Here is a 12,083-nt window from a genome sequence, read left to right on the forward strand (position 1 = left end):
CGGAGCTCATTTGCGCGCCTCCTGTAACCACCAGGTTGACAAAATCCATGATTCGGCTGAGTAATACAAGGGCGGATTGGGGTAGCCCATTTCTTTACGGTATGCAATGCGATGGGTTGGACTGTACCAATGCGGCACTACATAGTAGCTGTTCCACAGCACGCGGTCGAGTGAACGGGTTGCGGCTTGCAACTGCTCTCTCGTTTCAGCGCGCACAATCGCATCAATCAGCGCATCCACGACCGGAGATTGCACGCCGATGACATTATCAGAACCTCTCTCCTTGGCTGCTGCACTTCCAAAGCGATCGTAGAGCTCGTTCCCCGGGCTTTGGGTGTCGGGAAAGCGAATGGTGGTCATATCAAAATCATAGTCATCCATGCGTTTTTGATGAAGTGCAAAGTCGCTAGTGCGAATATCTACCTTAATCCCTAACTTCTCGAGATTACGTACATAGGCGGTCAGAATCCGCAAAAAGAATGGGCCATCTTCGACGATTTCAAAACGGAATACCTCCCCTTTTGCGTTACGAAGTGCGCCATCGCGATAGGTCCACCCAGCCTCTGCCAATAGCTCTTTCGCCTTGCGAAGATTGCTACGCAAACTACTGGGCGGTGTGGTACTCGGTGCTGGCGGCATTGCCCCAAACACCGCCTCGGGCACAAATTGAGGGTACTTCGCCTGTAAGGGTTTTAGGAGTTTGAGTTCAGCGGCGGTGGGCACGGTCTCACCCTGGTAGTTAGCACTCAAATCACTGTTCTGAAAATAACTTTCAATCCGACTGTATTGATCGTAGAAGAGTTGGCGATTGAGCCATTCGAAATCCAATGCATATCCAAGAGCTTTGCGAACTCGTACATCCTGAAAAATAGGACGACGCAAGTTCATCGCAAAACCCTGCATTCCAGCACCGTTGTGATTTGGAAATGCTTTTTTAATTAGGGTGCCATTATTAAATTTAGGGCCCACATAACTCTTCGCCCAATTTTTAGCGCGGTACTCCACAAGCGCATCAAACTCACCTGCTTTAAATGCCTCTAAGCGCACTGCATCATCGCTATACAGTTTGTAAACAATCCGATCAAAATTAAAGAATCCCACCCGCACATTCACCTTATTGCCCCAGTAGTTCGGGTTACGCTTGTAGATCATCGACTTACCTGCGCGATAGGACTCAATTAAGTAAGGGCCGCTACCAATTGGATGTTCAAAGGTAATCTTGTCAAAGGGAGTATGACTGCCGTCGGCTTTCTTGCCCCAGTTCTTAGAAAAAACAGGTATACCGCCGACCATCAAAGGTAACTCGCTATTGCGGGTCTTAAAGTCAAACCGAATCACGCGCTCCGATACCACCACCGCCTGTTTGACATCGGCGTAAATGGTGCGGTACTGCGGATTGGCAAGTTTACTCATGAGCGTATCAAAACTGTGTTTGACATCGTCAGCCAAAATCGGACTGCCATCGGAGAACTGCGCCTCGGGTCTTAAACGAAAGGTCACCGACATCTGATCTGGTGCTACTTTTATATCTTCGGCGATTAAGCCATAGACACTCGAGACCTCATCTGCACTGCTCACCGCCAATGACTCAAACATCAAAGCACCGATGCCAGGGGCAGTCACACCCCGCAAGGTGAAGGGGTTGAACTTATCAAAACTGGTGCGGCGGTCTGGATTGGGTAGCGTGAGTGTTCCACCGCGTGGCGCATTCGGATTGACATAGTCAAAATGGGCAAAACCATCGGCATATTTGGGTTTGCCATATTGCGCGATGCCCTGAGCGGCCTCAACTCCCAGAGGGAAAATGAGCATTGAGCACAGTAGCGTGATCAAAAGAGACCGCCAATGCGCCCCAAATTGGCTTGGTAATGATCGCAGGGGTAATTGGCTTAGCATATGCAACAATTGTAGATAGCAAATCAATTTTGAAGTAAAGGACTCATCATGGCTTATTTAAGCGGTAAACGCATCCTCATTACCGGACTCCTCTCCAACCGCTCAATCGCCTATGGCATTGCTAAGGCCTGCCACCGCGAGGGTGCAGAACTGGCATTTATATATGTGGGCGAACGCTTTAAGGACCGCATCACAGAATTTGCTAAAGAATTCAATAGCTCACTCATTTTTGATTGCGATGTCGGTAGCGACGAACAGATCCATGCTCTGTTTGAAGATCTTGGAAAATCCTGGCCCCAATTTGACGGGTTTGTCCATTCAATTGGATTTGCCCCCCGCGAGGCAATTGCTGGCGATTTTCTGGAGGGTTTGAGTCGGGAAGCATTCAAGATTGCGCACGATATCTCAGCGTATAGCTTTCCAGCAATGGCAAAAGAAGCGCTCCCCATGTTAAGCCCGAATGCCGCCCTTCTTACCCTAACTTATTTAGGTTCAATGCGTAACGTTCCAAACTACAACACCATGGGGCTAGCCAAAGCATCCCTCGAGGCATCGGTTCGGTATTTAGCAGGCTCACTGGGACCCAAAGGCATTCGGGTCAATGGTATTTCAGCTGGTCCGATTAAAACTCTGGCCGCCTCGGGCATTAAAGGGTTTGGAAAAATTCTAGATGCGGTTGAAAAAACCGCTCCTCTGAGACGCAATGTGACCGTCGATGATGTCGGTAATGCCGCCTCATTCTTGCTATCCGATTTAGCCAGCGGTATTACCGCTGAGATTATTTATGTCGATAACGGCTTTAGCCAAGTCGTTGGTGGCATGGACGAGGTTTAGAAATCGATTCTTCGGATCAAGCCCAACCACAAATACCGCTACGAGAGGCGCTAGCCTACTGGCTCAAACTCGGGTTTATTAGTTTTGGCGGGCCGACCGCTCAGATTGCCATGATGCATGATGAGCTTGTCGAGAAAAAACGTTGGATCTCCGAGCGTCGTTTTTTGCATGCCCTTAATTACTGCATGCTGCTACCTGGCCCAGAGGCTCAGCAATTAGCTACTTATTTAGGTTGGCTGATGCATCGAACCTGGGGTGGCATTCTGGCGGGCACCTTATTTATTCTGCCCTCGCTCTTGATTCTGATTGCGCTCTCATGGATTTATCTGGAGTTTGGTCAAACCCCTTTGATTGCTGCGCTGTTTGAGGGAATCAAACCGGCGGTGACCGCGATTGTGATCGTGGCGGTCATCCGCATTGCAAAACGCAGTATTCGTCACGCCATACTGGCCTGGCTTGCCTTCCTATCCTTTATCGCCATCTTTGTTTTTAATGTTCCATTCCCACTCATTATTGTGAGCGCTGGACTCTTTGGATTTTGGTTAGGTCAACGCCACCCATCCCTGTTTGCGCATCAGGCCCACACACCATCTCATCGCAGCGACTCTGGTATTGAAGCTCTAATTGGTGATCACACCCCTACTCCAGAGCATGCTCGCCATGATGCAAACCGTCTTTATCGACATTTAAGCATTGGGGTTTTATTGTGGGTCATCCCACTAGTCGTTTTGATTCTGATTGAGGGTTGGAAATCGCTCTATCCACAATTGGCTTGGTTTTTTACCAAAGCAGCATTCCTAACCTTTGGGGGCGCGTATGCAGTCCTGCCTTACGTCTTTCAAGGTGCTGTCGAACATTACCAATGGTTAACAGCCCCACAAATGATGGATGGCTTGGCCTTGGGCGAGACCAAACCAGGGCCGCTCATCATGGTGGTTGCTTTTGTGGGCTTTCTGGCAGGGTTTGCTAATGACACGGTCTTGGGTGGCCTCGGTTTTTGGGGAGGAGTACTGGGGGCTTGCGTGGCGACCTGGTTTACTTTTTTGCCATCGTTCTTATTTATTTTTTTAGGTGCCCCTTTGATTGAATCAACCCACGGTAATTTACGCTTTACCGCACCACTGACCGCGATCAGCGCAGCGGTGGTTGGTGTGATTGCCAACCTTGGGGTGTTCTTTGCCTATCAGGTATTTTTTCCGAAAGGCTTCTCGGGTGGCTTATCGGTATTTGCACTTCTCATTTGTTTGGCGTCTTTAGTTCTGATGCTACGACTCCAATGGGGTGTCATTCGTACCTTAGGTCTAGCGGGACTTTTGGGCATTCTGTTTGCTGCCAATGGTGGGCTGTTTTCCTAGATATTGATTGATAAGTCTGATGCCAAACTTGGCATAATGGTGTCATGAGAATCGACGAAGCCACACTATCCCATCTCCAAGAGTGGATTGGTAAATCCGAGCGTTATCCAGATCAAGTGACCGCCGCACCTTACCGCGCTCTTTCTGCAACCCTCGACCGCAATGATCCCGAGCCAAAACCGGGTATCTTTTTGCCAGAGCTATGGCACTGGTTGTATTTTTTGCCACATCCTCAACAGTCCGAAATTGGTCCGGATGGTCATGCCAAGCGCGGCGGCTTCTTGCCACCCGTGCCACTGCCACGTCGCATGTGGGCCGGTGGTCGACTGCGTTGGGTGGGTGAACTGCAAATTGGTGATGCGATCGAACGCGTATCTACGATTAAGTCGGTCACTCACAAATCAGGACGAACTGGTGATTTGCTGTTTGTCCTGGTTGAACATCAAATTTCTAATCAAAAAGGGCTTGCACTAACCGAAGAGCATGACATTGTGTACCGTGCAGCCCCAAGTCCTGATGAGAAACCACCAGCTCCAACACCCGCCCCTCGCGATGCGCAGTGGACCAAGGTGATTAATCCCGATCCAGTTCTTTTGTTTCGTTACTCCGCACTCACCTTTAATGGACACCGTATTCATTACGACCGCAGTTATGTCACCCAAGAGGAAGGTTACCCAGGTTTGATCGTGCACGGCCCTTTGATCGCCACGCTCTTAGTGGATCTAGTTAGAGAGCATCACCCCAGCAGAAAGCTGCAATCCTTCGAGTTCAGAGCAATTCGTCCAACTTTTGACATCCATCGCATGAAAGTGAATGCCGCGTTAGATGGTGATGATCCTAGCGGTCAAACCTTGCGGGTCTGGGCAGAAGATCATGAGGGTTGGCTAACGATGCAAGCCAAAGCAGTATTGAGCAAATAGCGATGACGACCCATTACTCTGCTGAACTTGCGCGCTTTGCAAGCCAATTGCAATTTGAAGACATTCCCGAAGATGTTATTGCACGGGCGGAAGATTTATTAGTCGATTGGTTTGCTTCTGCGATTGGCGGCAAAGGTGCAAAACCAGTTGAGATCATTACGCAATTTGCCCAATCGATGGGACCAGTGTCACAACCTGCGGTTGCCGGATCCGCAGAAATCATTGTGTCGCGCTCGATGTCGAGTCCATTTCTGGCATGCCTAGCCAATGCCGCAGCATCGCATGTTGTTGAACAAGATGATGTTCATAATGGCTCGGTCTTTCATCCAGGAACCATCGTATTTCCAGCGGCATTAGCGCTTGCGCAGGCCAAACAACTGAGTGGCCGTGAGTTCTTAACCGCTGCTGTGGTTGGCTACGAGGTCGGCATTAGAGTCGGTGAATTCTTGGGCCGCTCCCACTACAAAATTTTTCATACTACGGGTACCGCTGGTACCTTAGCGGCTGCCGCAACTGTCGGTCGTTTGCTCAAATTGAGTCCGGAGCAAATGCTGCATGCCTTTGGTTCGGCTGGTACGCAATCGGCTGGCCTTTGGGAGTTCTTGCGTGATGCTGCGGATTCCAAGCAGCTGCATACTGCGCATGCCAGCGCCACTGGCCTGATGTCCGCCTACTTGGCACAAGCCGGATTTACTGGTGCCCAGAAAATACTCGAGGGCGTTCAAGGTCTTGCAGCAGGCACATCAACCGATGCCAATCCTGAAAAATTAATTGATCGACTAGGCTCGCGTTGGTGTTTGGCGGAGACCTCGTTCAAATATCATGCCTCGTGTCGGCATACCCATCCCGCAGCAGATGCTTTATTGCAAGTGATTCAGAAACACGCTGTGCAGATGAATGAGATTGACCGCATCGAGACCCTGGTCCATCAGGGCGCGATCGATGTTCTTGGACCCGCTAGTGAGGCAACTACCTTACATCAGTCCAAATTTTCAATGGGCACGGTTCTAGCGCTAATTTGTAAATATCAATTTGCCGGTCTCGATGAGTTCGCTAAACACTTTCATGATCCCGAGATTCGTGCCCTACGTAATCGGGTGAGTATGGTTTTAGATCCCGAGGTTGATCAAGCTTATCCGCAGCGCTGGATTGGTAAGGTCAAGGTCTATCTTAAAAATGGTCGTATTTATGAGGGTCGCGTCGATGAGCCTAAAGGTGATCCAGGCAATACGCTTTCGCGAGCGGAAATCCAAGAAAAAGCTCTACGTTTAGCTGCGTTTAGTGGTGGTGCTACCGAACCTGAAATGCGCAAAGCCATTGCATTGTTATTCGATATTCGTCAGGCAAGTGCTGTACCGTTTATTTTTTCAAAATAAGGATTGCTGCCATGAACCTCCCCCACTTACCACTAAGTGATGCATGTTGCTTCTTGTTTGTTCCAGCGAATCAACCGGAGCGCTACAGCAAAGCATTTGCCAGTGGAGCGCAAGGCGTCATCATTGATTTAGAAGATGCGGTTGGTCTAGACGACAAGCCCAAAGCGCGCGAACTACTCAAACAACATTGGTCATTGATTTCAGACTCTGATAAAGAGCGGCTGGTGGTCCGCTGTAATGCACCAGGTTCGCCGTTTTATGCAGCGGATTTGGTATTACTCAAAGAGTTGCAAGCACCATGCCTCATGATCCCCAAAACGGAGACGCGCGATCATATCAATGGGGCTGCCGAAGAGCTCCCCAACACCGCATTCATTCCCATGATCGAGACCCCGCTGGGCCTACATCATTTGAATGACATCGCAAGTTCGCAGCAGGTATTAAGGCTTGCGCTCGGCAACTTTGATATGCAAGTTGAGCTTGGCATCAGCTGCGATGAGAATGAAACGGAACTAGATACCGCCAGATTTATGATGACTTTGACCTCAAAATTAGCGCAGATAGCCCCACCAATCGATGGGGTTACTCAATCGACGACCGATACAGCTCTCATTTTTGCACATGCACAAAAAGCTGGACGCTTTGGCTTTGGCGCCAAGTTATGCATTCATCCGAAGCAAATACCTGTTGTGAAACAAGCATTTACTCCCACCCCCCAAGAGATCGACTGGGCCCAACGGGTGATTGCGGCAGATCAAGCCTCTGGGGGGCAAGCCGCCAAGGTGGATGGCAAGATGATCGATCGGCCAGTTGTCATGTTGGCGCGCCGCATCCTAAGTTTGGCTGGTAATCCCTAGGTTTACCGCCACAAAACCATGGCAAAATGGCGTTTGCTTTATCCCTAACGGAGACTTTTGAATGAACTTGAAAAAACCTTTGAATGCATTACTTGCTGCGGTGATGGGTGCTGGTGTGTTGTTAAGCGGCACTGCAAACGCACAAAAATACCCTGATAAACCAATTAGCCTCGTGGTCCCATTTGCTGCTGGTGGCCCAACCGACACCATTGCTCGTCTATTGGCAACCCAAATGAGTAAATCCTTGGGTCAATCGGTTGTTGTTGAAAACGTTCCTGGTGCAGGTGGTACTGTTGCTTCTGCAAAAGTTGCTAAATCCAAACCCGATGGTTACACCATTTATATCCATCACATGGGCATGGCTACTGCTCAAGCTCTATATGACAAGCTTCCCTATGACCCCCTCAAAGACTTTGAGTACATCGGTCAAGTTGCTGACGTACCAATGGTGCTCTTAGGTAGCAAAAACTTCCCACCTAACAACTTCAAAGAGCTTGAGGCCTACATTCGCGCCAATAAAGACAAAGTGACCATGGCCAATGCGGGCCCCGGCGCTGTATCTCAATTGTGCGGATTGATTTTTCAGAGCCGTTTGGGTGTGCGCGTGACAACCGTTCCTTACAAAGGTACAGGCCCAGCCTTGACTGACTTAGTTGGTGGTCAAGTTAACATTTTGTGTGACCAAACCACCCAAACCATTCCGTTCATTAAAGACGGCAAGGTGAAGGTCTATGGCGTAACCACTCCTAAGCGTCTTTCCGCCCTCCCCAATGTTCCAACCTTGGATGAACAAGGCATGAAAGGCTTTGATGTGAAGGTATGGCATGGTATTTATGCTCCCCTTGGCACACCAAAACCAGTTCTAGAGAAACTTAATGCTGCTCTCAAGAAGGCGTTGACCGATCCTGATCTGAAGGCTCGCTTGGATTCCTCGAACATTGATATCGTTCCCGTTGCGAAGCAAAACGGTGAGTCGCTAAAAGCTCACTTGGATGCCGAGATCAACCGTTGGGGTCCGATCATTCGTAAAGCCAACATTCCTGATTAATTTGTTGGACTTTCAATGATTCCAAGGCCGGTGCAAACCGGCCTTTTTATTTGGGCATTAGCCAAACATCCGACCGCGTTTGCGACGCGCCATCAGACTTGTATCGATGCCCCATCCATCCAGATCATTTTGTTTGGGTCTGCCCCAAATCACCCATCGAATACTTAATCCAATTGCCCAGGCAGCGAGAAACGGATCCAAGAGGTAATCCCATAAATTATTCGACTCATGCCAGTGAATGGACCAAGCAATCACGGCAATCGATAACATCAGAGCTTCCCAGGAGTGCTTGGCAAAGAAATAAATTGCGGCGATCAACAAAACAGTTCCTGCAAAAACGCTAGAGTGGTAACCCCAAGCGTAGGGGTCAAAAAAGGTAAGTCCCAAAGCAAATGGATAAAACAGGATAGCTATCACTGCAATCAGTATTGGGGTCGCGCTTGCGATTCGAAATGCACTCCATCCACTCCATGTAAATAAAATTAGCAACAGACTCAAAATACTCAAATCGCCAGTCACGCCACGAATGTAAGCTGCAAACGGTAAGTTCCAAGGTGCACCAATTGCAGCGAATGGGGCCAATAAAACGAGTGATGCAATGGTGACAAAGAACAAGCCCGCAATCAAGCCATGAGCCTTATTGAGTATGGAGCGAACTAGATGTAAGCAAATAATGCTCGTCACAAGACTGATCTCGATGAGCGGCAGCTGATGAATGAGGGTAGCCAAGGTCATGGGGTTTGATCCGTTTCTGCTTTTATATGCTGGAGATACGACTGTAAGTTACCAGCATCCCAAAGAATCGACTTAATTCGCTTGCGATTCCAGGTATAGACCAGCAAGACTTGGCCTTGTTGATTCAGACTCATATAGGGATAGGAAAACTCTTCCTTGGGGTTGGTCATTGAGGCCGTCTCATCCTCAAGCACGGCAATCGTCTTCCATGGAGAGTAGTTGCTCTTAGCTGGCTGGCTGCTATCTGCTTGTGTCTGGCCGGACCATGACGCGGCGAGGACCAAGCGATGACGTCCGTGTTCTAAATCATTAAAGACCATCAAACGAGTTCGATCCGATAGCTCCACTCCAGTGATGGCTGCATTCGGATTGGGTAGACCCAAGTCAGGCGCTAACTCCCAACGCTCACCAGCGCTAGTGGTGTAGCTCACCGGAATTTGCTTGGCGCCCGTTCGACGAGCTTGACGAAAATAAGCGCTCGCATGCTTGGCATCATCAATAAAGACAATGGGTTGCAAAGTGCCACGGCCCGAGGTCATGCGTCGTTTATCAAGCATTTGACCGCTCGGATCAAGCCGCAATAACTCTCCGTATTTACCAATCCACTCGTGATAGACCGGCATTCCCATGGTGCCGTCGGCAAACAAAAATCCAGAACCCTTCACTAGGGTACTGAGGTTAATTAAGGGTGTAGTGATGAGACGTTTTGGGCCAGTCCAAGTCAATCCATCATCATCCGAATGCATCACACTGATGGAGCTACCAGCCCAACCGCCGATCGATACCGCTACCACATAAAGTTGTAATTGCCCATTGATATTGCGCATGGGTACAGGATTACCAAGCTTGGCAATGTATCGTCCGAGACTTGCTTGCGCGCCCTCTCGATCGAGGACCACGCTCGCTGGACCCCATTGCTTGTTTGTTGAATCCCACACTGCACTCTGAATCACCACATCGGCCGCGCCCTCTCGCGAACCAGCAAACCAAAACGCACGCCAGTTTCCGTCTTTTAATGGAATGACGCTTGCCGCATGCACCGAGGGTCTTGTGGTATCAGGTAACCACTCCGCTAAGCCCTGCAATGTAGGCGCATTAACGATGGTCTTCGTTTTCGATGGGCTTGGAATGGACGATAGGATTGGATCGGTATTGGTTGACTCGCTAGGAACTTGAAAATCAGCCCAAGCCGGATGATCGTCCAACTGAAAATACGCCATTGCGATCGCAACCACTAAGAATACAAATGCCAACACCCGCATCATCGACATGCATCTTTCTCGGTGGAGGTATCTTTACCGATATTGAATGGGGCAAACACGATGTACTCTTTCACAAAGAGATTGTCGCTCACTTGGCCCAATAGCATCGCCTTAATCTCATCAGACGAGTGTCGGGCACGCATCTCAAGGCGCTCACCAATCACCTCACAATCGGGGCATGGGGCAAACTTGGTATTCACCGGGGCCTGAACTGCAAAATAGGCATAGCGATTAGCCAACTGGGTGAGATTTTTAGCCTCGCTCGCGGGATAGCCCTTAATTTCAGCGCCTGGAATCAAAAAGCGATACTCCTCGTCTTTAGCTCGAAAGTCGCAAGGGAACCACACCGTTTTACCTTGGAGTGCGGTAATGGTTTTGGTATCAAACCGCCCTGCCACGCCATCAAGCGGCATGATGCTACTACTTAAACTCAGCATCGTGAGAAAACAAGCCAGTAATGTTGCTGTCTTGGTAAAACGGGTCTGAACTAGCCCAGCTAGAACGATGCCGATTGCACCAAGCAGTAAGAACCAATGCCATACGGGATAGGACCAAAGATAGATGTTCCAAGAGAGCCATGCCAAAGCCACCAAGACAACGCCCTGCAATACCAAGCCAATCCATAAGGTCCAGCGATTGAGTTGCTGCCAATGAATAGCCAGTAAGATCGCAATCGCTGGCATGATCGGTAGCAGATATCGGCCTGAGCGCTGACTTGGAAGAGAAAAGATAATGAAGAACACTGCGATCCAAATCCATAGCAACTTCTCTTCGGTGCTCATTGGCTTGCGATCACGGATTGCCAGATAAAAGAGGTTGAATACCGCGAATGTTAAAAATCCGGCATTAGCTACTCCCGTCACTAAGAGCATGCCTACACTATCACCACTCCAGACGAAGTCTTTTAAATAACTCGTATTTCTGGCTGCGAACTTACCTGCATTTTCACCAATGACGAACTCATTCCAGATCGCCAGCGGGTCCGGATCCAACACAAACCACAGTGCAAATAAGCCTAATGCAATCAGGCCAATCGAGATCACTTTAAGGAGGTCACGCTGAATGCATTCCATCACCCGACGATCGCGCCATTGCCAGTACCACAGGGATAATACGAGGCAGGCAGGAACAATGTAGGCCACCGATTTATAAAGCAATGCGCAACCAAAGGCAAAGCCTGTGATTAATGGGAATAAGAATCTAGAGTCAGCCAGTCTTTTGCCAACGATGAGTAACAGAAAAAATGGAAGGGAGAGCCAAAAGATCTCTGGGGGCTCGGCCAGGTAGGGGCGCCCATAGCGGTAGGTATTAAAAAAGGCAAGCCAAATGATGCTGGCCAACACTCCAACCGAACGATTTCTACTAATCGCTATTGCACTCAACCCAATTAGGAGAGCTGTGAGTGCGGTGTACACTAAACTGGGCCAGCGCAAATTAAATAGCGACCATGCCTTGCCATGCTCGCTTGAGAGCATGCCCTGCCAAAATAATAATGGCGGCTTGGTATTTTTAATACCGATCATTTCTGATTGCAGCGGCAACCATGCATCGGATGCATTGGTCATGCGGACAATATGGGTATAAGGGTATTCATCGCCATTCTTGGGAGCAAAGCGACTATCAACCCCATACAGATAAGTAATGCATGCTAGAACGAGCCCAAACAGAATCGACGGAATAGAAATGGGCGTTTGCATAGTCGCTAGTTTATTAGTCTGGCGTTTAGGCCTCTTCATTTCCCAAATAGATTTGCACAAAACCTAGGGAAAACCTTAATCCCAGGGGATTCCTTGGGTTATA

10 protein-coding genes are annotated in these 12,083 nt (G+C 49.2%); 6 read left to right on the forward strand and 4 right to left on the reverse strand.

The genetic code is table 11. The features are described 5' to 3' along the window. Window positions 1-6: 6 nt before the first annotated feature. On the reverse strand, window positions 7-1,812 hold the full coding sequence (locus tag QUE66_RS06585; RefSeq protein ID WP_286223268.1) for an extracellular solute-binding protein: 1,806 nt from the start codon (window positions 1,810-1,812) through the stop codon (window positions 7-9). 132 nt (window positions 1,813-1,944) lie between these two features. Between QUE66_RS06585 and fabI the strand changes: the two genes are divergently transcribed. The 6 genes from fabI to QUE66_RS06615 all read left to right on the forward strand — a co-directional run bounded on the left by fabI (window position 1,945) and on the right by QUE66_RS06615 (window position 8,286). Further along, window positions 1,945-2,730, forward strand: a complete 786-nt coding sequence (gene fabI, locus QUE66_RS06590; protein ID WP_286223269.1) for an enoyl-ACP reductase FabI — start codon at window positions 1,945-1,947, stop codon at window positions 2,728-2,730. Between the two features lie 32 nt (window positions 2,731-2,762). Beyond that, the gene (gene chrA, locus QUE66_RS06595) at window positions 2,763-4,085 is read left to right on the forward strand and encodes a chromate efflux transporter (RefSeq protein WP_458574889.1); all 1,323 of its coding nucleotides are present in this window, start codon (window positions 2,763-2,765) and stop codon (window positions 4,083-4,085) included. Window positions 4,086-4,129: 44 nt separating this feature from the next. Further along, entirely contained in the window at window positions 4,130-5,005 is an 876-nt protein-coding gene (locus tag QUE66_RS06600; RefSeq protein ID WP_286223270.1) for an HTD2 family dehydratase, read from the forward strand. 2 nt (window positions 5,006-5,007) lie between these two features. Continuing rightward, window positions 5,008-6,381: an MmgE/PrpD family protein gene (locus QUE66_RS06605; protein WP_286223271.1), complete on the forward strand. Its 1,374-nt coding sequence runs from the start codon at window positions 5,008-5,010 to the stop codon at window positions 6,379-6,381. Between the two features lie 11 nt (window positions 6,382-6,392). After that, a complete protein-coding gene (locus QUE66_RS06610) occupies window positions 6,393-7,238 on the forward strand; it encodes an HpcH/HpaI aldolase/citrate lyase family protein (protein WP_286223272.1) in 846 nt (281 codons plus the stop codon). A 61-nt stretch (window positions 7,239-7,299) separates the two neighbouring features. Next, complete coding sequence (locus QUE66_RS06615) at window positions 7,300-8,286, forward strand: Bug family tripartite tricarboxylate transporter substrate binding protein (RefSeq protein WP_286223273.1); 987 nt, start codon at window positions 7,300-7,302, stop codon at window positions 8,284-8,286. A gap of 57 nt (window positions 8,287-8,343) precedes the next feature. On the opposite strand, the gene QUE66_RS06620 is transcribed toward QUE66_RS06615, so the two are convergent. From QUE66_RS06620 to QUE66_RS06630, 3 genes are read right to left on the reverse strand one after another with little or no spacing between them, the layout of a single operon-like run. Continuing rightward, window positions 8,344-9,021 (reverse strand): hypothetical protein, encoded by a 678-nt coding sequence (locus QUE66_RS06620; RefSeq protein ID WP_286223274.1) that lies wholly within the window; start codon window positions 9,019-9,021, stop codon window positions 8,344-8,346. Then, complete coding sequence (locus QUE66_RS06625; RefSeq protein WP_286223275.1) at window positions 9,018-10,292, reverse strand: exo-alpha-sialidase; 1,275 nt, start codon at window positions 10,290-10,292, stop codon at window positions 9,018-9,020. The genes QUE66_RS06620 and QUE66_RS06625 overlap by 4 nt, the downstream gene beginning before the upstream one ends. Beyond that, window positions 10,283-11,980: an ArnT family glycosyltransferase gene (locus tag QUE66_RS06630; RefSeq protein WP_286223276.1), complete on the reverse strand. Its 1,698-nt coding sequence runs from the start codon at window positions 11,978-11,980 to the stop codon at window positions 10,283-10,285. The genes QUE66_RS06625 and QUE66_RS06630 overlap by 10 nt, the downstream gene beginning before the upstream one ends. Window positions 11,981-12,083: the final 103 nt, after the last annotated feature.

It is taken from the genome of Polynucleobacter sp. HIN6 (assembly GCF_030297575.1).
Taxonomy (GTDB): Bacteria; Pseudomonadota; Gammaproteobacteria; order Burkholderiales; family Burkholderiaceae; genus Polynucleobacter.